Source organism: Paenibacillus sp. FSL R7-269 (genome assembly GCF_000517865.1).
GTDB lineage: Bacteria > Bacillota > Bacilli > Paenibacillales > Paenibacillaceae > Paenibacillus_AQ.
This window is the reverse complement of the sequence record NZ_ASPS01000023.1, coordinates 87,413-111,251: the sequence shown is the minus strand read 5'-3', so window position 1 is coordinate 111,251 and position 23,839 is coordinate 87,413. Positions and strand designations below refer to the sequence as shown.

21 protein-coding genes are annotated in these 23,839 nt (G+C 38.8%); 1 reads left to right on the top strand and 20 read right to left on the bottom strand.

What is annotated here, in order from left to right; all coding sequences use genetic code 11:
- Positions 1-10: 10 nt before the first annotated feature.
- The 19 genes from C162_RS12490 to C162_RS12400 all read right to left on the bottom strand — a co-directional run bounded on the left by C162_RS12490 (position 11) and on the right by C162_RS12400 (position 20,114).
- Positions 11-1,066, bottom strand: coding sequence for an RNA-guided endonuclease InsQ/TnpB family protein (locus tag C162_RS12490; RefSeq protein ID WP_036694761.1), 1,056 nt, complete (start codon positions 1,064-1,066; stop codon positions 11-13).
- A gap of 106 nt (positions 1,067-1,172) precedes the next feature.
- Positions 1,173-2,252: a glycosyltransferase family 2 protein gene (locus C162_RS12485; RefSeq protein ID WP_051493427.1), complete on the bottom strand. Its 1,080-nt coding sequence runs from the start codon at positions 2,250-2,252 to the stop codon at positions 1,173-1,175.
- A gap of 175 nt (positions 2,253-2,427) precedes the next feature.
- Positions 2,428-3,288, bottom strand: a complete 861-nt coding sequence (gene rfbD, locus C162_RS12480; protein ID WP_036694802.1) for a dTDP-4-dehydrorhamnose reductase — start codon at positions 3,286-3,288, stop codon at positions 2,428-2,430.
- Positions 3,289-3,296: 8 nt separating this feature from the next.
- Positions 3,297-4,319: a dTDP-glucose 4,6-dehydratase gene (rfbB, locus tag C162_RS12475; RefSeq protein ID WP_036694760.1), complete on the bottom strand. Its 1,023-nt coding sequence runs from the start codon at positions 4,317-4,319 to the stop codon at positions 3,297-3,299.
- A gap of 46 nt (positions 4,320-4,365) precedes the next feature.
- Complete coding sequence (rfbC, locus tag C162_RS12470; protein ID WP_036694759.1) at positions 4,366-4,917, bottom strand: dTDP-4-dehydrorhamnose 3,5-epimerase; 552 nt, start codon at positions 4,915-4,917, stop codon at positions 4,366-4,368.
- Between the two features lie 20 nt (positions 4,918-4,937).
- The gene (locus tag C162_RS12465; RefSeq protein ID WP_036694758.1) at positions 4,938-5,681 is read right to left on the bottom strand and encodes a sugar phosphate nucleotidyltransferase; all 744 of its coding nucleotides are present in this window, start codon (positions 5,679-5,681) and stop codon (positions 4,938-4,940) included.
- Positions 5,682-5,720: 39 nt separating this feature from the next.
- A complete protein-coding gene (locus C162_RS12460) occupies positions 5,721-6,068 on the bottom strand; it encodes an EamA family transporter (RefSeq protein ID WP_235218415.1) in 348 nt (115 codons plus the stop codon).
- Complete coding sequence (locus C162_RS12455; protein WP_036694757.1) at positions 6,055-6,405, bottom strand: EamA family transporter; 351 nt, start codon at positions 6,403-6,405, stop codon at positions 6,055-6,057. Before C162_RS12455 ends, C162_RS12460 begins: the two co-directional genes overlap by 14 nt.
- Before the next feature lie 40 nt (positions 6,406-6,445).
- Positions 6,446-7,006, bottom strand: a complete 561-nt coding sequence (locus tag C162_RS12450; protein WP_051493432.1) for an HAD family hydrolase — start codon at positions 7,004-7,006, stop codon at positions 6,446-6,448.
- A 24-nt stretch (positions 7,007-7,030) separates the two neighbouring features.
- Positions 7,031-9,022: a lysylphosphatidylglycerol synthase transmembrane domain-containing protein gene (locus tag C162_RS12445; protein WP_051493426.1), complete on the bottom strand. Its 1,992-nt coding sequence runs from the start codon at positions 9,020-9,022 to the stop codon at positions 7,031-7,033.
- Positions 9,022-9,765, bottom strand: a complete 744-nt coding sequence (locus C162_RS12440; protein ID WP_036694755.1) for a sugar phosphate nucleotidyltransferase — start codon at positions 9,763-9,765, stop codon at positions 9,022-9,024. The genes C162_RS12445 and C162_RS12440 overlap by 1 nt, the downstream gene beginning before the upstream one ends.
- 49 nt (positions 9,766-9,814) lie before the next feature.
- On the bottom strand, positions 9,815-10,603 hold the full coding sequence (locus tag C162_RS12435; RefSeq protein ID WP_036694754.1) for a glycosyltransferase family 2 protein: 789 nt from the start codon (positions 10,601-10,603) through the stop codon (positions 9,815-9,817).
- Positions 10,596-12,179: a hypothetical protein gene (locus tag C162_RS12430; RefSeq protein WP_156949618.1), complete on the bottom strand. Its 1,584-nt coding sequence runs from the start codon at positions 12,177-12,179 to the stop codon at positions 10,596-10,598. The genes C162_RS12435 and C162_RS12430 overlap by 8 nt, the downstream gene beginning before the upstream one ends.
- 48 nt (positions 12,180-12,227) lie before the next feature.
- Positions 12,228-14,432, bottom strand: a complete 2,205-nt coding sequence (locus tag C162_RS12425; RefSeq protein WP_084648909.1) for a glycosyltransferase — start codon at positions 14,430-14,432, stop codon at positions 12,228-12,230.
- Positions 14,429-16,462, bottom strand: a complete 2,034-nt coding sequence (locus tag C162_RS12420) for a glycosyltransferase (RefSeq protein WP_036694751.1) — start codon at positions 16,460-16,462, stop codon at positions 14,429-14,431. The genes C162_RS12425 and C162_RS12420 overlap by 4 nt, the downstream gene beginning before the upstream one ends.
- A 12-nt stretch (positions 16,463-16,474) precedes the next feature.
- Positions 16,475-17,629, bottom strand: coding sequence for a methyltransferase domain-containing protein (locus tag C162_RS34340; RefSeq protein ID WP_051493425.1), 1,155 nt, complete (start codon positions 17,627-17,629; stop codon positions 16,475-16,477).
- Positions 17,630-17,642: 13 nt separating this feature from the next.
- Positions 17,643-18,371, bottom strand: a complete 729-nt coding sequence (locus tag C162_RS12410; protein WP_036694749.1) for an ABC transporter ATP-binding protein — start codon at positions 18,369-18,371, stop codon at positions 17,643-17,645.
- Positions 18,372-18,383: 12 nt separating this feature from the next.
- A complete protein-coding gene (locus C162_RS12405; RefSeq protein WP_036694797.1) occupies positions 18,384-19,136 on the bottom strand; it encodes an ABC transporter permease in 753 nt (250 codons plus the stop codon).
- Between the two features lie 33 nt (positions 19,137-19,169).
- Positions 19,170-20,114: an NAD-dependent epimerase/dehydratase family protein gene (locus tag C162_RS12400; RefSeq protein WP_036694748.1), complete on the bottom strand. Its 945-nt coding sequence runs from the start codon at positions 20,112-20,114 to the stop codon at positions 19,170-19,172.
- A gap of 147 nt (positions 20,115-20,261) precedes the next feature.
- Between C162_RS12400 and C162_RS12395 the strand changes: the two genes are divergently transcribed.
- Complete coding sequence (locus C162_RS12395) at positions 20,262-22,721, top strand: O-antigen ligase family protein (RefSeq protein WP_036694747.1); 2,460 nt, start codon at positions 20,262-20,264, stop codon at positions 22,719-22,721.
- Between the two features lie 120 nt (positions 22,722-22,841).
- Here the strand turns inward: C162_RS12395 and galU are convergent, their stop codons facing one another.
- A complete protein-coding gene (gene galU, locus C162_RS12390; RefSeq protein ID WP_036694746.1) occupies positions 22,842-23,729 on the bottom strand; it encodes a UTP--glucose-1-phosphate uridylyltransferase GalU in 888 nt (295 codons plus the stop codon).
- Between the last annotated feature and the right edge of the window lie 110 nt (positions 23,730-23,839).

Below are 23,839 nucleotides of genomic sequence, written 5' to 3'. Positions count from 1 at the left end.
ATATAGCATCTTAGGCTGATTGGCTACTACCACCAATCACAGGTGCGTGAATGATATTCACTGCACCGACTTTATCACGATGTGTTTGAAACCCGCATAGGCATGAATACTTTCTATCTGTTGCTTTATTTAGTGCAGAGCAAGAAGGACATTTTTGGGATGTATACGCAGGATCTACGTATTCCACTTTTATTCCAGCTATATTTGCTTTGTACTCAATAAATTGTGATAAGCGATAGAATGACCATGTGTGCAAGTTTTTTTCGTTTTTACGACTTGTTCTTGTCGTTTTCCTGATATTCGTTAACTTCTCTAAGTGGATGACAGACACTTGATTCTTGGTGGCAAAATTGATAATTTGCCTACTTGCTTTGTGGTCTTTATCTTTCATCCATCTTTGTTCTTTATTATCAAGTCTACGAATTGCATGTAGTTTTTTCTTCTTTCCTAATACTTTTCTTTCACTACGAAACTTGCGTTTCCTATATTTATTCTCTCTACCATTCCCAAAAAAACCTGTCTTTCCTCCGCTAGTAACCGCCACGGCAGGGACCTTCAACCCTAGATCAACACCCATTACATGTTCGCCTGTTGCTATCTCTGTGGGAACTTCAAGTGAAACCTGCGCAAACCACTTCCCTGATTTTTCAACAATTCGCATTAGACCACATTTTGCATGTTGAAGATACTTCTTATGTCTTTCTGTCAAAACAGCAGGAAAAACCGTCTTCTTCACTATATTGTTTGTAATTATAGGAAAAGCAATGGAAGAATCCCTAATGGAATAGTTTTGATTGTTGATATAATAGGTTGGCTTCTTTAAAATTGGACGCTTCCTGTCTTTCTTTACTTTCTTGAATATGCTCTTAGCATCACGAATAGCTTGATTAATTACAGCAGAAGGAAGTGTAGCTTCTACATGTTTTGTGGTGAGCTTTGGGAATGCCCCTTCTTGTTCTGCTTGTTCTGTTAATAAATTTATAACTCGAATATATTCTTTACTCAAGGATTTCAATTCGATGGAGTTATTTGGAAAGAATCTAATCTTTATGGTGACTGACTGCAAGGTTCTCTCCCCCCATCATGTAGTGTTCGACGTAATATTTCAAAAAAGTTTATAATCTATCGACAATTATTATAACATGAAAGGCGCATCGATAGGCGGAGCCTGTTTAGGTTTTTTTTACATACTTAGTATGATTTATATTAACCATGTTGCGCTTGACCCTCTCCTGAATATACCGGCGCTTGCGCTTAAGGGCAGCTCTCTGTGCGAAAAAGGAGGTCCAGGCTCCCAGCAGCTTAGGCTCCTTCAATAGGGAGTAGCCGTGTGCGGCAATCTCATAAGGAAGAGAATTTAGCAGAGTAATCAGCAGGGTATGGGAGGACTCGTTCTTGTATATCATTTTATACCGATTAATATAGGAGATCCGCTTAATGAACATCGCCTTGCCGCTCCGGCCCGACGTCTTCCAGCCCCGCTCATGATAGCCTATCGCTTCCGCATCATAGTAGGCCTTCCAGCCGAACAATCCCGCACGCCAGGCCACATCCACATCTTCCTTATACGCAAAAAAATCAGCGTCGAAAAACTCCCCGTCCACGCTGATATCCTCAATCATCCGCCGCGAGTACATCGCCGCTGCACCGGAGACACCGAATACTTCACCAGACTCATTCCACTGGTCAGCAGGCTCTCCCGCTCCACGGTCAAACGCTCTCCGCGCCTTATTCATCCGCAGACCGGTGCTGTCCACCAGCGAATGGTCCGCCTTCAGCAGCAGTTTACCTGTGGCACTCCCGATCCGGGAGTCGGCCTCCATCCGGGCGACCAGCTTGGAGATATAGTCTGGGGCCAACGTAAGGTCCGGGTTCAGCACCAGCACATAATCGGTCGTAGTCCCGGCAATCGCCTGATTGTGCGCGGGGGCAAAGCCTGTGTTATGTTCATTTTCCAGGAGGACAAGAGATGGACTAGGAATACAGTTGATAGCATCCCCTGAGCTGGTTGCTGCTGTAATTGTTGCTGCGTCCACAGAATGTGCTGGCTTTGCGGTGTGCAGCGCTGCACCCTTATTGCGCTCATGATAGAACGCCCTCACCTTCTCCGCCGATCCGTCTGTGGATGCATTATCCACTACTACAATCTTTTTAACCGGATAATCCTGAGTGAGCACAGCCGACAAGCATTCCGCAATATCATCTGCGCTGTTATAAGTAACAATATGCACACTGACTGTTTTAAGTTTCATGGGGTACCTCGAGTTCCATATATTCATTGTTCGAACCTGTTACTCCCCATTATAACGAAAACAGAGGTGCCGGGCTATGGAAGGTTGTTGAATTGACCCCACCAATACTATCGAATTACAATAAGAAACCCCTAACCATTAAGATGGATTAGGGGTTCTTCAACATATCCTGGAACTACTTCAGCTCCAGCAAAAAGTCTCTCAGCCCTTCACGCCATGGACGGATATCCTGGAACCCGTTGGTACGGATCGCCAGATGCTCCATCACCGAGTTGCGTGGACGAGGCGCCGGACGGGGGAATTGCTCCGTAGCACAAGGTTCAAGCTTCGCTGTAAACTTCAGCCCCAGAAGTTCCTCGGCTTCCGCAAAGATGGCCTGGGTGAATTCATACCATGTGCAAGACTCTGTGTTCGAGGCGTGGTACACTCCATACTTTTCAGTCTGGATAAGCTCAAGCAAGAATCTTGCCAGGTCCACCGTATAAGTAGGTGAGCCCTTCTGGTCATCGACAACCTGCAGCAACGGCTTTTCCTGCCCCAGCTTCAGCATCGTTTTCACAAAATTATTGCCGTATTTGCCGTAGACCCATGAGGTGCGTACGATAAAGAATTTAGAAGATAAGGACTGGACCAGGATTTCTCCTGCCCGTTTGGACTTACCATAGATACTCTTAGGATCAGTGTTATCATATTCATGGTAAGGCTGTTCCCCCATGCCGTCGAACACATAATCCGTGCTGATATAGACCAGCTTAGCCCCTGCCTTCTCAGCAGCGAGCGCCACATTGCGGCTTCCAGTAGCATTAATCAGGTACGCTGCATCCACATCAGTCTCAGCTGCATCCACCGCCGTATGAGCCGCACAATGAATGACCGCATCGGGAGCGAACGCACCAATAGTCTGTTGGCACTGGTCCAGATCGGTAATATCCATCTCCTGACGGTCACAGCCCAGCACTTCATACCCCTGCCCTTGAAGCAAAAGCATAAGATCCTGCCCCAGTTGCCCGCCAGAGCCTGTGACAAACACCTTCATCTTCGCCATTACAGAGAATCCCCCAGACGGGTACCGTACTGGAGTGCGGCATATTTCTGGTATTCGCCAGACTGAATGCGGGTCCACCATTCCTTATTATTCAGATACCACTGAATAGTTTCCTTAATACCGGTTTCGAACGTGTGCTTAGGCTTCCAGCCCAGCTCGTTCGTAATCTTTGTTGGATCAATGCCATAACGGCGATCATGCCCGGGACGATCCTGAACATACGAAATCAGCGAATCCGGCTTGCCGAGCTCTTGAAGCACAGTATTCACGATATGCACATTCGTCCGCTCATTGTTGCCGCCGATGTTGTACACTTCACCATTCACGCCTTCATGAATAACCAGATCAATTGCGCTGCAGTGATCCTCAACATACAGCCAATCACGGATATTCATTCCGTCCCCATACACAGGCAAAGCCTGATCTGCCAGCGCACGCGAGATCATCAGCGGAATCAGCTTCTCCGGAAACTGATAAGGACCATAGTTATTCGAGCACCGGGTAATGTTAACCGGCAACCCAAAGGTTTCATGATAAGCACGCACCAGCAAGTCTCCGCCTGCTTTACTTGCAGAATACGGGCTGTTCGGCGTCAGCGGAGTCTCTTCCGTGAACAGACCTGTAGCACCAAGCGATCCATAGACCTCATCCGTAGACACTTGAACGAACTTAGTCACACTATATTTCTTAGCCGCATCCAGTAGCACTTGAGTACCCAGCACATTCGTCTTCACGAACACTTCAGGCTCCAGAATACTCCGGTCTACGTGAGACTCGGCAGCAAAGTTAACCACTACATCTACACCGTCACCGATCAGCTTATCCATCGCCGCTACATCGGTAATATCCGCCTTCACAAACGTATAGTTAGGGTGATTCTCAACAGACTTCAAGTTCTCCAGATTACCTGCATACGTCAAGGCATCTACATTGACGATCTGGTAATCAGGGTGTTGCTGCTGCATGTAGATTACGAAGTTGCTGCCGATGAAGCCGGCTCCGCCTGTGATAAGGAGTTTCATTTGTGTACCCACCTTTTACTAATAATGATGATTGAGATGCTATAGCTTACACTTCAAAGTTCAGTTCTGCATCCTTTAACAGCGGATGACGCTGATCTTTATCAGACAATACCGGATTCGTGGCCGGCCAGTCAATCCCCAGCGCCGGATCATTCCATAATATGCCACGGTCATACTCTGGGGAATAATATTCGTCCACTTTGTATAAGACTTGGGTGTTGGGTACGAGCGTGCAGAATCCGTGGGCGAAGCCCCTAGGTACGAGTAGCTGACGCTTGTTGTATTCGCTGAGAATGACCCCGACCCATTGTCCGAAGGTGGGAGAATTGCGGCGTACATCCAGGATAACATCATAGATTGCACCGCTGAGCACACGTATGAGCTTCGTCTGTGCCTTGGGTCTCAGCTGGTAGTGCAGTCCTCGGAGTACGCCAACTTCAGCCGAGAGAGATTGATTGTCTTGAATGAAGTTATAGTTAACCCCAGCTTTATGCATGATTTCTTCGTTATAGCTCTCCATAAAAAAACCCCGGTTGTCGCCATGGACAACCGGTTCGAGTAGGCTAGCGCCTTGAAGTTTTAAAGGAGTGACATTCATAATGGAGCTCCTCCTCATATCTAAAGTTTCAGCTTACCAAACGCTTCATCAAAAATAATATTCTGCGCCAGCTCATTCGCCCTAGCCAGCGATGCATGTGTACCTGCGTCAGTCCACCAGCCATTCAGAACATCATAGGTAAGTTGATTCTTCATAATGTATGCATTATTTACATCAGTTATTTCAAGTTCTCCGCGACCAGAAGGAGTGAGCGTTTTAATAATTTGAAAAACCTGACTATCAAACATGTATATGCCGGTTACCGCATAACTGCTCTTTGGAGTCTGCGGCTTCTCTTCGATCGAAAGAATCTTACCCTCTTGAAGCTCAGGAACACCAAAACGCTGAGGATCTGTAACCTTTTGAATAAGAATTTTCGCCCCATTGCCTTGTTCACGGAAATTCTGGATGTATGGGGTGATGTCCTCTTCAAATACATTATCACCAAGAATAACAACACACTGCTCCTGCCCGACGAACTGCTCCGCCAACCCAAGTGCCTGTGCGATGCCGCCTGCTTCGTCTTGGACTTTGTACGTAAAGGAGACATTCATACTGGTACCGCTCCCTAACAAGTTCACCACATCACCCATGTGCTCCTTACCAGTTACAATCAGGATGTCATGTATACCAGCCTGCTTGAGCTTATAGATGGAGTGAAAGATCATAGGATATTTACCAACAGGAAGCAGGTGCTTATTGGTTACTTTGGTTAAGGGATACAGGCGGGAGCCTGTACCTCCGGCTAGGATTATGCCTTTCACTTGGTACCTCCTTTGAGCTACTTATAAACAACAAGAAAATCATTTTATTAAAAATGCCGCTCCGACAATAATAAGGGTTATGCCCAGAATCTTCTTACGAGAAACTTTTTCTGATAACAAAAAATAAGAAATCAGTATCGTCCATATATATGTTACTGATGATAAAGGGTACAAAATAGTATACGGTAAATTTCTTAATAGAATAATATTACTTATAGCTCCTAAAAAATATAACATTCCCCCAGACAAGAAAAAAAGTAAAAAACCCTTATTAATTCCTGGTTTATATGCTGAGAGTCGCTTAAATGCATATCCACCAAATGCCCCAAATAAGGTCATAAGGATAAACAGAACTATTAGTACTACATCCTGTTTAATGATCGCCACCCCCAATAAGTAACACCCCTATGAGGATAATAACGATACCTAGAAGTTCTTTAGGACTAACTGCTTCATTCAACAAAAAATAACCAATAACAAGAGCGAATAGATAACCTACGCTAAGTAAGGGATGAAGGACGGACAAAGATCCGTGGCGAAATGCCACAATCATCAATACTGCTCCAAAAAAATATAATATAAAACCTGAAATTAAAAATATCCATTGGTTTTCACTAAATAATTTCCAGAGCGCCTGTCCAAGAGAGGTACAAACAGCTGAACATAGTATATAAATAATACCTTTTTTGTTTTTGTGAAAAGATTCAATAATTTGCTCAAACATTATGACACTCACCTGCGATCAATAGTTTATACCACGACCTTCAAAATTGAGCTACGGTAAATACTACCGCACCACTACGCAATGCTGCTTCTATGCCGACTTCTGAGTCTTCAAAAATAATAGTATTTTCCGCAGAAATATTAAAAAAACTCATAGCTTTAAGAAATCCTTCTGGATCTGGTTTCACTTTCTTAACATCATTATGTGTAATGATTAGATCAAAAAGTTCCTTCTTCTCAAAATGCTTTAAAATATCATAGCAATTCTTATTTGATGCAGTAGTAACAACAGCTACATAATAACTTTCATTTAAACCCTCAATGATGCTAAATAAATGTTCATTCACTCTGGCAGCACTTAGATTTGAATTATACAAGTCTTTTTTCGAGTTATGAATAGCTTCCATTAACTCTATTGAAGGACTATCTATAATTTTAGGAAGATATTCTTTGTAGTATTTCCCATTGCACTCTTTAACATAAAATTCGTAATCCAAAGTATATTCGTGTTGTTGGAGTGCTTGTTTATAGGATAAATAGTTTACTTCATTAGTATCAAATAAAGTTCCATCAAGGTCAAATATAGCTAATTTATTCTTCAAATTCCCAATCCTTCCTCTCATCAATTATGCCAAAAAACTTTGCCTACCCTCCAGTGTAGCAGCCACCTCTAAGGTTTCAGTACTCATATCGCCAAACCAGTCAACAACATCGTTCATAACGATTATTAGTCCAGCATAAAACAGTAATGCTCTCTTCCCGTTCTTCTCGATTTTGTATGGCATTAACCTTAACCAGTGGACAATCTCATGGAAGAAAATACTCCTAATTTGTCTTTTTGTAAACTTCTCATTTAAATAATTGAAGTAAAAAGAAAACATGGAGTTGTATGCCTGAGAACGTGTAAATAAAAAATTAATCTCATTTTTTGATACCGTTATACTTTGTGTCTTCATTAGAAATTCATATCCGCCATGTAAAGACTGCATTAGTTTAGCGTAGTCTAAGTTAGGGGAATCATGTACATTTCCTGTATTAGGGTCAATTAGATAAAAATTCGGTTTGAAATTTGTATCCTCAACACATATTATATTTTCTATTGTTAGATCACCATGAATTTCTGTGTAAATATCATCTTTAAAAACATCGGTCAAATAATCTTCTTGCAGAAAATCCTCGAGAGCGTAAAGGTTTTTATATTGCTGACCGTTTATTATAATCGTCTCATATTCATACAAACCTCTTATTTCTCTTGCAGCTTTAATTTTTTCTAGGTTACCTCTTACTTTACTTGAAATATATTCAGAAATAAGCTTGGGCTCCGCTGGCCGTTGATTGTGTTTATACAAATTATCTGCAAGCGTATCTAAGGTGTTACGAATAATTCTTCTGCTCTTCTCCAGTGGACGGGAATGAATGTAGTTAAATAACCCTACAGCAGTGGTAGTATACTCCATATCATAGCTGCAATATCCATTTCCATACTGTTCATTTAATATTTGAGGTAGCGGTATCTGCTTTTCATATTGGCGTAACCAGTCAAGCTGCTGAGACAACTTATTTCCGTCTTCCCCAAAAGCATATTTCCGGTAAAAAGATTTGTTTTCATCCATGCATAGCATTACTGTCGCATTTGATCCAGCAGAAAAATCCTGGATAATACTAATATTCTGATTGAGTTCAATATATTTAGCTAGGTATTCTCGGCCATCTCCAGAAAAATAAGCTTCAAGGAAATTCAGACGATCATCTTCGTTGACTTGAGGCAATAAATTCAATACTTTACTGCTTGTTAACTTAGTTGGAAATACTGCATCTTTAAACTTACTTGGTAAATAGGAGAGTACCCATAATGCTAATAACGGTAAAATAAGATATACAGCAAATAAAATTTGAGGCCTTAGTGACAGAGACTCAATACTATATGTTAAATTTACTGTACCTGCATCCAAACTCCCCCGTGAAAATAAAGTCGCAAAAATATTCAAAAAACTAGAAAAGTGCATTTGATTTGACAAAAATAAACCTAAAGTAAAATAAGAAGCCAAATAAGATCCCCAAATAAAAACTGTATACATTAGTAATTTAGGCTTATTTACTTTATGGAAGATATCTTTAAATGCTGTGATAATAGACCAGCAAATGAAAAGCATACTTAGTTCGATCCGAGAGTTGAAAATAGAACAAATCTTTTTCAAACTTTTCTTAATTATCCTACTATATCTTACGGCAATTAGAGACATTACAATTAAAGCACATGCAAATAAGGCATAGAATATAGTTGAACTTCTGAACAAATCGTTATCCATTCCGCTAAGCGTAAAGGAGGAAAAGAGAATACTGACAACAATAACATCCAAGTAGCGATCGACTAAAACAGTTGAAAATGAAAAAGAAATGCCATTCTTCATATTCCGGCCTGATATAAATACTCTTAATAAATCTCCCAACCGAAATGGTAGGCAAAAATTGATTAAATACCCGATGGAAAGAGAACGCAACAATACTTTCTCATTTGGTTTTTCATATATTTCAATGAACTGTTTCCATCTTAGCATCTTAAAATAATGGCCTACCATCAATAAGACGATTGCAGAAACAAATAAGAGTGTACCCATTATCTAGCCACCTCAAATATATTTGAATCTTTAGCTAATTCATATTCTTCCGGTGTACCAAAAGGCACATGCATATCTACTCTGAAACTGCTTATAAGCATTCCTTTTTTTGCCATTACATTATAAACACCACTAACAAAAAACTCTTTGTAATCGCAAACTTTTAAATACTCTTCAACGGATTCTTCAAAAACTTTACGGTTCTTAAAATAATACGCTCCACAAATAGCATCACTACTAATTGCTTGCTTTTCAACCGTTTTAATGACATTCCCATTTTCATCGTAAGCTAAAAAGCTAAATTTAGGATCATTAGACTCAAAAGTTAATAAAGCGCCGTCCAAGGCACCGTATTCTTTGGCATTACAGAAATCATTAAATGCACTGCATTTAAACATATGGTCACAGTCATTGAACACGATGGGATATCCATCATTTATATCTCTAACACCTTCCATACTGGTAAGCACCGCTCCATTTAAAACCTCATCTAACACATTGATACGGGCATCAGGAAAATACTTCAAGATCTCTTTATCTATTTTGTAACATTCCATATGATCACGTAAAACAACAAACGTTAAACTTCTTAAAGTAATAAATTTAGCGATTGAAAGGGTTGCCCAATAAAAAAATGGCTTATCATTAATCATAATCAGTGGTTTAGGTACACTGTACCCCTGATTAAAGAAGCGCGAACCATTACCAGCCATTGGCATAACTAAGTGTATACCTTCATTCATTTACTTTCTCCTCTTCTCATCATTTACTTTTCTCATCACAATGTGCTGCTTATTTCTTAATAGATTTAGCTGTATATTTTAACACTTTGTTATTTCTAAAATCACGTTTTAAATATTCCGATTTGTTTCCTGAGAAAAAATACCCTCCTGCGATTTTCAATGTTTTCATAGCTTGACTAAACAATCTAACATTAGAAACTTGATCATCTTCCCTCCAAGAAATAGGAAAGAACTTAACATTTAATTTGTAAGCAGAGTTAGCTAGAAGCATATAACAATTGAACATTAAGTTGTCAGAAAAACGATAGAAAAATCTATTGGTTAGTATATCTGTTTTATACAAATTCAATCCGGAACCAAGATCGTAGATTCTTTTCCCAGTAGAAACAGTGAACACCCAATTGTACACTCTGTTACCAAAGGTCCGAAACCCGGAATATCCTTTTAACTTAGAATCTTTCATAAACCTGGCACCTAGGCAGCAATCAAAAGATCGATATTCTCCCGATTTCAGCAATGGTAAAATATCCTGTATATCTCCCTGATCATCGCCATGAAGCACAATTATATAGTCAAATTTATTATTCAAGGCATAATCAAATGCAACTTTATGGGAACCACCTAGTCCATAATTTTCATCATTCCTAAGAATTGTTAAGGGAAGTTCTTTATTAGCCACGTATTTCAACACAACATCCTCTGTGTTGTCAGTGCTACGGTTATTCACAACAATAATCTTTGTGATATATTGCATTAATTCTTTATCTAATTGATTAAGCACTCGGGGGATTTGTTGCGCGCAGTTGTAACTCGGTATAAACAGGAGAATTTTATCCACTTAGTCCTTCCTTTCTAGCTTTCGTTCTGTCTAATACATAAATTATGATAACAAAAATGCCTGCTAAATAAGTTGGGTAATAATACATAAAATAACTGCCTGGTTCAGTTAAAAAGAGAATTGGAATTCTTCCCAAACAAATCAAATTCATCCAAAATAGCGGATCCTTAAAGGATTTCGTTCTAAATATGATAATAAACAACAACAAAATAATCGGTATAAAATTCCAAAATATCATAGTGAAATTTAACGTTGCCAACTTACTTTTTGAGAAGTCTAGATAATCAATTACCGATTGTCTAATCTTTAGACTCAATGGATAATTCAATGGCTTTTCCAAAAAAAATTCGGCCGCTTTATTCTCAGGCTTATTATTTATAAAGTTATTAATGTAATCATTTACATAGTAAGCATGTGGAGAGAAACCCGAAGAAGCTACAAATGTTCTTGTTCTTGCAGACAAAAAAATATCTGCATTAAGAGTCACGAGCTTAACGTATTCCTTTTTAAAAGAATTAAAATCTTTTTTTGTAAATCCCTCTCTTACTGCTCCGTTCCAAAATGATGGAGTTTCATAGAAGTCAGGTTCAGCTTTGGTCTTTTCAACATCAATTACTTTGTCTATTACTTCCATGTTAGTGTTAGAAATATCAACACTTTTATCCGTTAATATTATTGATAGGGGATTCATAAATGCGGTTAATTCATATTTCATTTTCACATAGTTATCTCTCTTTATCAGATCATAACCTTTGTTAACTAATAGTGTCCCCAAAATTACAAAGACAGAGAAGTATACTAGCCTCTTTCTCATCCCTTTATTAATTCCATATTTAATAAAAAGAAATAGAGGTATTATCACACTATGATATATTCCCTCTATTCTCCATGTAGATAATATTATTGTTAAAAAGGCAAGGAGGAACAATTTGCTTTTTTCTACTGTTTTTTCAGAGAGAGCGAAGTAGATATAACCAATTAACCAAAGTTCAAAGATAGCCAGCATTGTACTCCGGAAAGTAATTAAAGTACTAAAAATAATTGGAGGCCATACTGCTAAAAAAAACAACAAAAAAAATCTAATAAGTTTAATATTGAATTGATATTGTAATTTTGTAATTATCCAAGAGGCAGCAAACGACATAACAATGATTTCAATAAATACAATCGCTCCAGCAGAAGGGAAAAAATACATAGAAATTATATAAAAATAAGAAGTAATATATGACTGCCAATTTTCAATATTAAAATAAGTTGCAGCTTCAAAGACCCAAAACTCATCCCACGTAAAAATCCCTGGCCATGAAAGAAGCAACCAAACAAATAAAGGTATAAATATACAAAGTAAATTGATCGTCCAAGCCTTCTTGAATGGATTTTTAATACCTCTAAAAAAGAAAATTAAAAATCGAGCGCTGAAATAACAAATAAAAAAGTAAACAATTTTTGATGAAATATAACCTTTATAACTAGCTATATTATCCGAAAACACTTTTTCTGTAAAAAAAGAAATTATTAATAATAATACGGCCGTTATAACGGCGTATAAATCAACTCGACTCTCTTCTTTTTTCAAGTATGATCTCACATCATTATCTCCACTCGTTTTTGGTTTTTAGATTTATCAACGGAAAAATTTATTGATTTTTAATTTAAAAGCCAATTTAATTAAACGAGCCCCCCATTTTGAATTTGCCAATCTCATCAATTCATATTTTTGAGCATTTATATCACTAAAATCATCAGTATTATTATTCCCATACCCTACAGTTGGATATGTCATAGTTGGGTTATCCCACAAGTATCCGGGGCCATTGGCGTCCACTAGTTTAAATAGTTCAGCACCATACTTTTCATATACTGGACTATTAATACTAGCCATTCGCTCACGTAAATATATAATCATATCACGATTAAACTGCCGAGACATGGAGTTCGTTCTAACTCTGTATTTCACGAGTGCTTCAGGAATACTCACACCTAAACATCCTTTAGCACACATAGAGATCCAACCTTCATAATCCTCCATGCCATATTCCATTTCATCCTTATTCAGACCATATTCAATGAAATCCTGCCTACGAACCACCACAAAAGCTGACAACATATTTGAGGCTAGTAAGTATGGAAATTCAGTATTAAATGTAGGCCAAGTGTTACTAGCGTTCCCGAAATACTCTAACCAAGAATAAACAAATGACACGTTGGCATAGGAATCTAATATCTTGATTGCCTTAGGATAAAAATGTGGCTCTATAAGATCATCCGCATCAAGAAAAGCAATATATTCGCCTTCTGCGTTTATCGCCCCAACATTTCTGGCATTAGCCAAGCCTTTATTGCTTATATCTACGACCTTTATTTTAGGTACTTTACTTCTGTATTTCTCAAGCACATCAATACTTAGAGGATCATTCGAACCATCATTGACAATAATAATTTCAAAATTATCATATTCTGTTTTTAATGCACTTTGCATTGTTTCCTCAATATGCGTCCCCAGATTATAATAAGGTATAATTATTGAAAGTTTACCTTTTATACAGTTTGTAGGAAAAGAATCTGCTTTAACTTTTAGACTTGTATCTAAAAGTGAGGGAAATGAGATTTTAGTATTAATTTTTGTTTTTTCAATTATTTGTTGAAAGTACTCTATACGTAATTTCAGGTTCTTCTCAATATTACACAAACTCCGAATTCTTTGATGCGATATAATACTCATTGCTTTCAATTCTTCTTTTGTAAAATTAATCATTTGCAGCAATTTATTCTCGAAGTCATCTTCTTTGTTCCAATCAAATATCAGTCCAGCAGCACCATCATTTCCTACCATTTCAGCTTGACCACCTGATTTAGAGACCAACATTGGAGAGCCTAACCACATTGAAGTTAGGCACGTATAAGGAAAGTTTTCATATAAAGAAGGAACAATTACAGCTTTCGCATTTAATATCTCAGGATTTAAATCTGCAGGTGGAATGGCATCCTTAAAAAGCAGCAGTCCTTCATTTATCCAGCGGCTGTATTTATTTTTTAAAAATTCGCCCAATTTCATTCCACGCGGATGAAAATAAGTATCTCCACCAATAATTTTCAACTTAAACCGGTGGCCTTTCAGCCATAATTTTTCAGCGCCGCTAATCATCTGCTGGACACCTTTTCTATACTCAGCCCGACCAAAATATAAAAGTGTATCCGATTCATGGTTCCTAACATATTCCTCGTTATCATATTCCTCTAATTGATAGGGAAGATTTATAACTTGAATAGGGTTTTCTGGAGCCACATTCTGAATTTGGTCTGCTAAAAACTGACTAGGACTCAATAATGCATCGGCTGCCTTCATGCAGAACTTCTCCATATGTCCGATCCAATAATTAGGAAACTTATATCTTGGGGCTTGATTTACCTTATCCAGTTCAAATGTTGGCGTATGCAGATGAAGTATAATAGGAATTTGAGAAATCTCTGTATCAAACTGCCATTTCCTCATAAGTAGGTAATACCCAATACCATTGTAATCCTGAACTTCTATCACATCTGGTTTATTTTCATCAGATTTTAATAGAGATGAAACCTCTTCCGCATACTGATAGGAGAGGGCGGTCCAATACCCTAGATAGTTATAGAATTCCCCTTGCATATGCTGAAACCGTACGATTCTCAGATTAGGTTCTTCATATGTTATGGTGTTTTGGTGTGGGTCTCTTACTAAAACCGTTACTTCATGCCCACCTCTTGCCATCATTACAGCTGCTTGGTTTACATACATTCCAATTCCCCCGCCGAAATCTGGAGGATATTCACTAGTTAACATCCAAATATTCACTTATTTTCACCTTTTGGTTTATTTTTAAGTTGTAGAAGACTAAAATAGGAATCGAATTTCTTACATTGATTTGTCCAATACCATTTTTTTATCAAATGAAGATTTTCGTTTGACATCTCGACAAGCTCATTTCTATTTTTCTCTAATGATATTAGGGTTTCTTTCAATGCCTTTTTTGTACGATCAATAATATATTTGTTTTGTTTAACCCCAAATACTTGAGGGACTATGCCTACGTCTGTCGAAATCACAGGAACACCACAGGCCATTGCCTCTAATACAGGGTTAGGAGTTCCCTCAATTAAAGACATACATACTAATACATCAATTTTCTCATAATAATGAACCATCTGCTCATGAGGAACAAAGCCATCTACTCTATCGCAGTACTGTGCATCAATTAAGTAACCTTCATTTTTCAATTCTTCAATTACTGGTTTGACAATTGTAGCAAAACCTTTAAAATCCATTTCTTCAGCAGCCCATTTACTATTACCAACCCATCCTATGATGAGTGGACGCTTTTTTATATCAAAACGTTTTAAGTTTTTGGGATAAAATAACTTTTCATCAATACCATCTTCTATTACCATTACTGGTTCTGGGTAAAGGGGAATACTCTTGTAAATTCTATCAAGCTTTTCAGATGATACATAGTAGTTAAATGTATTAAATAAGTTTTCTCTTTTTTCAATTTCTTCAGTTTCTAAAAAGAGATGATCATATACACTTGTAGATAATATTTTTTTGTAGAAATATTTATCTAAGAATTCATTAGGTGAAATGTTCAATGGTTTAAGATATTCATAATAACTATTTTCATTTGAAACAATTGCTATCATTTCTCTCCAGAAGAAGTGGAGGATGTCACAATCTGCAGCACGAAATAAAAGCTTAACAGGGTCCCAGTTACAATCCTCAAAACTAATCAATTTAATTTCATATCTATCACTCAGATTCTTCTCAATTTGTCTAGCGATATTACCAAAAGCCCAATAATCAACATCGGTAATCAATGCAATTTTAGGTAGTGGATTCGTAACAACGTTTGTTGGGGTAGAAAGAGAAACAGTTTCCCCTAACCCCTTGTTTTTTTCCTCCAACCATTTAACAAGATTAGAATCCCATATTTTATAACCGTACTTGTCCTCAAGATGTTTGGCTGACTGCTGAATTATATTTACTGAGAAACGCTTCTTCTCGTATTCTATATCAGTTTGTTCCACTGGCTTAGGGTGATCATGAACCAGAGATAAAGAACAAGTGTTCCCTATTTTATATCCTTCCCTGAAGATCCTGATTGATAAATCAGTATCTTCAAAGCCAATAAACATCTTCTCATCATAGCCACCTAATCTTAAAAACGTCTCTTTCTTTAAAAGAGAGGCTCCACCAAAGAGGAAATTCGAAAGAAAAGGTGCATTTAAATTTTGTTCATATTCTTTATAGTTTCCCTGTTTGTAGCAAGAACCTCCACCTACATTAATCTCTCCGTTTGTAGAATCCACATATAAATGACCTCCCAAAGCAAAAACACGCTCTTGATCGGGATCAAGCAGAGGAATGTTCATGAAATGACAACCAAGCATTGAAATTTCTTTACATATTTGAGCAATAGGATTATTTAAGAAATATATGTCATTATCCAAACAGAGAACCCATTCTGTAGCAACATGACTCAATGTTTTGTTTCTACCGCCCGCAACACCATAATTTTCTCCTAAGCTAACAATTCTATATTTAAATGAACACTTAGCACAAAATGCTTCTATTTGGTCTAGTTCGGTGCTCAGAGAGCCATTATCAACTATCAAGACCTCTCCCTTGAAACCAATAAGGCAGTTCTCTATAGATGTAAGCAAACGGATTGATAACTCTGATCGGTTAAGAGAAAGAAATGTTATCGTCAAATTTTCGCCATTTAAGCCAATATTGCTACCATGCAAAACATAATTATCACTTTCTAACAATTCACCATATCCCGTGTAATAATATGATGTTTTCTGTACCCCATAGTTTAAGTAAGTCATCTAATCCCCCCACTACCTCATCCTATTAAAAAAACTACGCAAGGGAGCAGTAATTTTCCAGCTTTTCGAATTAAATAAAGACTGCAACTCTGCTTCCAGTTCGTTCACTCTTTGAATGCTGTCATTTTGATGATTCCACTTTTGTGCTGCTGTCAAATTAGTTCTAAGAAATTCATTTTCTCTATTTGTGCCTTTTACTGCAATAGATAGTTTTTTGTTTTCAATTCTGCAGCTATTCAAGTCATCTTTAAGAATCTTTATCTCATTTTCTTTCATATGCTCAAGTTCTAACTTTAACATATTGATCTCAGAAGTTAACTTATGAACTTCGCCTTGGTATGTTGTAATTTTTTCTTTTGAGTGCATGTAATCAGAGTAAGACACTACTCTCGCCTCATCCATTGAAGTGCCATAGTATGTAGAAGTATTTTGGACTCCAATTTCGGGCGGCCCCCATACTCCTAAAAAATAACTGACGTTGTTTTGGTCAATATTGTGAAAAGAAGGTAGGTTAATTGTTTCAGCCTGCTTATAGGACAGCATGGTCTCCATGCTCGACTGTCTATTATTATCTATTAATGAATCTCTGTAGCTAATATTGGCGAATCCGCTAACAGGCATACCAAACATAAAATTCCTAGCAGTCCCAAGTACACCCTCACATAGCTCACAAAATCCCAAAAAACTGTATTTATTTTCGTGGAATGGATTGGATTGCTCCGGTTCACTGTAGTACCAATTATCATTAGGACATGATATCAGGATGATTCCGTCCTTTTTAAGCCATTTTTTCAAATTTTCAAGATAGGAAACAGGATTAACTAAATGCTCAATCGTCTCAAATGAAACTATAAGATCAAAATATCCCTCTTCAAAAAAATCTGTATCTTTCTCAGCGTTTAATGTATTGAAGTGAATTTTATCATGACCGAAATTTTCCTTTGCTTTTTTTATAGCATCACTCGATATATCAACGCCATGAACTTCTTTAGCTCCCCATTTTTCAGTCATAGCAAATGAGCCATAGCCCTCACCACAAGCAATATCCAAAACCTTTTTATCCTGACAGTATTGTTTCGCCATCAAATATCTACCAAGATGAATAGAAGATTCTAAAGCGCTATATTCTGTTTTCTCTCCAAATTCCAATCTCTCTATAAATTCCATAGGATTCACCCTCTTATTTCAGATACTTTTCCAATACTTCTGCAGTAGGACCAACCTCAACAACTCTTCCCTTTTCTAAATACGCGACCCTGCTACATAATTGCTCAACTTGTGATGTACTATGAGAAACAAAAAGAACAGTAACACCATTTGCTAGCATTTGCTCAATACGTTGCATGCATTTTTCCTGAAACTTATAGTCACCAACTGCAAGAATTTCATCTACAATTAAGATGTCAGGCTCTACAACCGTTGAGATAGCAAATGCAATTCTGGCTAGCATCCCGGAAGAGTAATTTTTAAGTGGGACATCCAAAAATTCTCTTGTTTCAGCAAAATCAACAATTTCTTCAAATTTCCCTGCTATAAATTTTTTATCATATCCTAATATAGCACCATTTAAATATATATTTTCTCGCGCGCTTAACTCCATATCGAATCCTGCACCGAGTTCAATTAATGGCACAATAGAACCGTTTACTGCAACTTTTCCTTTGGTTGGTTTCAGTACTCCTGCTATTACCTTAAGTAAAGTACTTTTACCTGCTCCATTGAGACCAACTAGACCAAATACCTCGCCCTTTTGAACTTGAAAAGAGACATCGTTCAGTGCCCAAAATTCCTTATAATTCACTTTTCCCTTAAGCATTTTTACAAAGTACTCTTTTAAATTATCAATTTTTTCAATTTGCATATTAAAACGGATAGATACGTCTTCTATTGAGACGGCTATATTCTCCATATTCGTCTCCTTCTATATATACATAATGAACCTATCTTGTTTTTTGTAAAAAACAAACACCCCAAGAAGAAAGGTAACTACAGCTGTAAGAAATAGTACCAAATGATGATAAAAATCGGGAACTTCACTATATAATATTAATTGGCGAAGCATTTGGATCGCTTGAGTGAGCGGGTTCATCTCAACCAGCGGACGAATGCGCTCAGGCAAAATATCAATGGGATAAAATACTGGTGTTAGAAAATTTAATGCTGTAATAAAAATTCCGTATAAATGAGCTAAATCTCTAAAAAACACTGCAGCACAGGATAATATCAAACTTATTCCTAAACTAAAAATAAACAAATAAATTATGGGAATGAATGATAAAAGCATGGTGACATGGAATCCAGTTCTAGTAGCAATCATCACAATTATAACTGCAATGAAAGAAGTAAATAGATTTATCAGACTAAATATGTTTTTAGAGAATGGGAACATATATTTCGGAAAGTACACTTTCTTTATCAGTGAAGCATTCGAGTATATTGAACCTAGTGCTAAATTTGTGGATTCTGCAAAAAAATTAAACATTACAGAGCCACAAAGAAAATAGACTGGGAAGTTCGGGATATTCGACTTAAACAGAGTAGAAAACACCATTGTAAGTATTAACATTGTCATAAGTGGATTTAACAGTGACCACAGTACACCAAGTAAGGATCGTTTATACTTCACTTTAAAATCTCTGCTAACTAATTGTATAAGCAAATATCTATATTTCATGAAATTTTGAATAGGAGTGCTAAACAACTTCACCTAGCGAGCCCCCTCTAGTTCATTATAATTCTTTAATAATTCATAGAAATCAAATGTCTTTCTCAATCCCTTTTCTAGTGAATATTCAGGCATCCATTGAAGCTCTAAATTTGCTTTTCCATTATCCAGGCAACTATCCTTGATATCACCGATCTTTGGTTCTAAATTTCTGCAAACGATATCTTTCTTAGTAACCTCTGAAATTATATCCACCAATTCTTTCAAAGATACTCTGGTATTGGTTCCAATATTAAAAAGACCTTCACTCCCTTTACTAAGGGCAGCTACATTTGCAGAAACTACATCTCTGACAAATATAAAGTCTCTTGTCTGAAGTCCATCACCAAAAATGCTAAGTGAATTTTCTTCTAAAACGTTATTGATAAAGATTGAAACAACTCCACCCTCACCTAGATGATCCTGTCTCGGGCCATACACATTGGCATATCTTAAAATCGTATAATCCATTCCATAAAGCTCAGAAAAAACTTTAATATACGATTCTGGTACAAATTTCGAAATCCCATAAAATGAAGTTGGTAATGTACTATGATCTTCGTTTATTGGTAAATACTTAGGTGTGCCGTACACTGCTGCCGAAGATGCGTAAATAATTTTTTTCACTTTGGAATTTACACAAGCTTGCAACAAATTAATTGTACCTCTTATGTTTAACTCCTGATCTAATAAAGGATCAATTAATGATTTACTAACACTTACTTGCGCAGCATGATGAATCACTATCTCTGGCTGAAACTCAGTGAACAATTCAACAAGCTTTAATGAGTTAATATCAATCAAAGAAAAGTCCGCCGACTTGTTAATATTCTCCTTCTTACCAGTTGAAAGATTATCTACTATTAATACGCGGTGCCCTAAATCGATCAGCTCATCTACAATGTTAGAGCCTATAAAGCCGGCTCCACCAGTAACAACAATTCTCATCAAATACGAACCTCCTAATAGTCATTACAATTTTCCTAATAAATCATTATAGTATGAATACTCATTTAAAAATTATTTATTTATTTTTAGTCCCCCTATATTTATGCTAAAATATCCTCGTACCTACAGATAAAGGAGATTAAAAACGTGTCGAAACCAGTATACGGTAAAAATGCGGTTCAGTCGAGAAATGTTGAAAAGATATCCAGTTACATATGGGCGTTAGCGATAGGGTTCATTGTTTTTTTGGTCTGGGCCCCGTTTCAAGTGGGATTATTTAATGGACAGCAGATTGACTTTGAGAAGCCAATTTATATGTCCTCACTGCTTAGCAGCCTATTGCTGCTGGTGTGGATAGGCCTATACTTCACCAAGTTCAGGCTGGAGGGACAGCGTGATGCGCTTGCCGTGGCCTCGTTGTTATTACCTGCTACCTACGCGTTGTCGCTTATTGGCGCTGCTTCGCATTATATGGCGATGAACCTGCTGTTTGTACAGAGCATGTATGTCGCAATATTCATTATAGCGTTATATTTGCTCCAGCAAAAGCAACTAAATGTTGTCATTCAAAATGCTATTCTGGCTATTGCTTATTTCATCGTCGGTTTCGGTCTGCTGAACTGGCTTGGCAGTTGGAAATTCGCTGGTGGGCTTGTAGGCTGGTTCTCCGATACGGTGCGTGGTGATAAATATTTGGATGCAGTCATGACGGACTCTAACGGGCTGCGTCTGACCTCCATTTTCCAGTATGCCAATACTTATGCAGCCTTCCTTATGGCCTTCCTGTTCGTGGCTGTGTATGCCCTGGTCCGCTCCAAAAAGTGGTATGGTACGCTCACGCACAGCTTCATGTTGGTGCCGATTATTGTATCTCTGCTGCTGACCTTGTCCCGTGGGGGACTTGTCATGCTGCCTGTAGTATTCATTCTGCTCTTGCTTTTCCTGAAGCCTGCGCAGCAGATTCTCTGGATTATTCATCTTGCGCTGTCTGGCCTTGCCGCTCTGCTAGTCACTAACCCGCTGACTACACTTGGAACAGAGCTAAATACTACTTATTCCTCATCAGCAGCACTTAAGGCCTGGGCCTATCTAATTGGGGCCTCGGCAGTCGTTGCTGCTTTGGGCTGGGTGATCCAAAGATTTGTGGCACCATGGCTGCATGAGAAGCTGGGGGGCTCAAAAACCCGCAAATTCACAGGGCTATGGATTCCACTCGGATCAGTCATGGCTGTAGCTGTCGTTGCTTTTCTGTTGATTGGGACTAGCGTCCGCAGTTTATTGCCGGATAACATTGAGACGCGCCTGGAGAACATTAACTTCAAGCAGCATAGTGTGTTAGAACGTTTTACTTTCTATAAAGATGCTATGAAGGTTGTGAAGGATTATCCGATTCTCGGATCAGGCGGGGGCGGCTGGTCTGCCTTATATGAAGAGTACCAGAACAACCCATATTTAAGCCGTCAGGTTCATAACTTCTTCCTGCAGTATTTAATCGAAGTCGGAATTGTCGGGTTCATTGTATTTATGGGCTTTATCGGTTTTATTTTCTACAAATACATCCGTACCTATCTGAAGCGTGAGAAGGATGAATTCCATAACGGGTTCTTCTTCTACATTATTGCGCTGTCTATCCTTGTACACAGTCTGCTGGACTTTAATATGAGTTATGCGTTCATGGGTATTCTGGTGTTCATCGGTTTGGCTGGTATGGGCGCTGAAATGGATAACAAACCGCTCCGCCAGAGCTGGAATAAAGCCGGCATTCGGATGGGATACATGGCTGTACTGACCATCGGGACAATATTCCTGCTGTTCCTGTCGATCAACTACATCGGGTCCAGCGATGCTGCGCTCAAGGGCAAAAACTTAGTTTCCGTGAGTACCTCCTATGAGGAGATCAAAACTCCGTTGGTCAAAGCATTAGATGCCCGTCCATACCATCCGGAAGCAGCATTATACTTGTCTTCTCTTGACATGCAGGTATTCAAGCAAATTCAAGATGAGCAGTATCTGTCTGAAGCCTCCAATGTGTTGACGCGTGCTCTGAAAGATGAGCCTTACAACAAAAATCTATTGGCTCAATTGGCCAGCTATTACGATCTGAAGGGTCAACCTGACATGGCGTTAGCAGTATACGGTGACAATGCCTACAAGTTCAAATGGGATATCACGTGGTATGAGTCATTGATTAACCGTGCTCAGACGCTTGCTGCTGCAGCTAATGAGCAGAAAGATGAGGCCAAGAAACAAGAATACCTCACCGCCGGACTGGATGCATACAAGCATGTGGTGGATGGCGTGGAGCATCTGAAGACTCTTCCACCAGAACAAATGCAAGGACGTCCGTTCTCGGTTACTCCTACCATTGCACTAAATGTGGGGAAGCTACAGGTCATCTCAGGACAAAATGATGTAGCTGCTGCTACGTTGAAGCTTGGGTTAAGTGAAGATTACAATGATACAACCAACCGCGAAATTGCCCGCTGGTACTTGGCGGCACTGAAGAAGGCAGGAGCAGCAGTCGATCAGCCAGTCTATGACAAGCTGGTTGCCGCTGATCCGGCTGAGGCCGCAGCCATTGAGGCTGTTGTGAATACGCAGTACTGATCGCAATAACAGAACAGATATACAAAAAAGCGGCTTCCTGTCTGTACAGTGGGCCGCTTTTTCATGATGATTTAAGGGAGATTGGATAAGAATACGTATGAAGATACGCTATAAGTATCCTTACCTACTAAACAGTCTCTCCTCATTCTCGATAACCTGCTTCAAATACTCCAACAGCCCTTCCTTAAGCTCTTCATGCTGAAGTGCGTAGTGGATGCTGGTCTGGATAAAACCCATCTTCTCGCCGACGTCATGTCGTCTGCCTTCGAAATCATAAGCTATAATCCGCTCCACTTCACTTAAACGGGAAATCGCATCTGTAAGCTGAATCTCGCCGCCTACACCTACCTGCTGTTCACCAAGCATATCGAAGATACGTGGAGTCAGGATATACCGTCCCAGGATCGCAAGGTTGGATGGAGCGTCCTCACGCTTCGGCTTTTCTACAAGCCGGTTAGCTTTATAGACACGTTCTGCTAATTCAGATCCGTCTACCACCCCGTAACGGGAAACATCCTCCCAAGGTACGGGTTGAACGCCGACGATAGAGGATCTGTATTGATCGTATACTTCGATCATCTGCTTAAGGCAGGGTTTGTTAGACTCCACGATGTCATCCCCCAGCAAGACTGCAAATGGCTCGTTACCGATGAACTTCCGGGCGCACCAGATGGCATGTCCGAGGCCGCGCGGTTCTTTTTGACGAATGTAGTGAATGTCAGCCATCTCGGAGGATTTGCGTACCGACTCCAACAGTTCCCACTTCTGCTTCTCTGCCAGATTGAATTCCAGTTCAAATGAATTATCGAAATGGTCTTCGATAGCTCGCTTGCCTTTACCCGTCACAATAATAATATCTTCAATCCCGGAAGCAACTGCTTCTTCAACAATATATTGGATCGTTGGTTTGTCTACGATGGGCAGCATTTCCTTGGGCATCGCTTTGGTCGCGGGCAGGAAGCGGGTTCCCAGACCGGCAGCGGGAATAATCGCTTTACGGATCTTCATCTCATGGCTCCTTTAACAGATATACTCATAATCTCAATTATAACAGTTCCTGCTGCTTTTGGGCAGTACACTAAGGCAGGGACAAATAGGGACGGAGCGTTCTGGGTGAA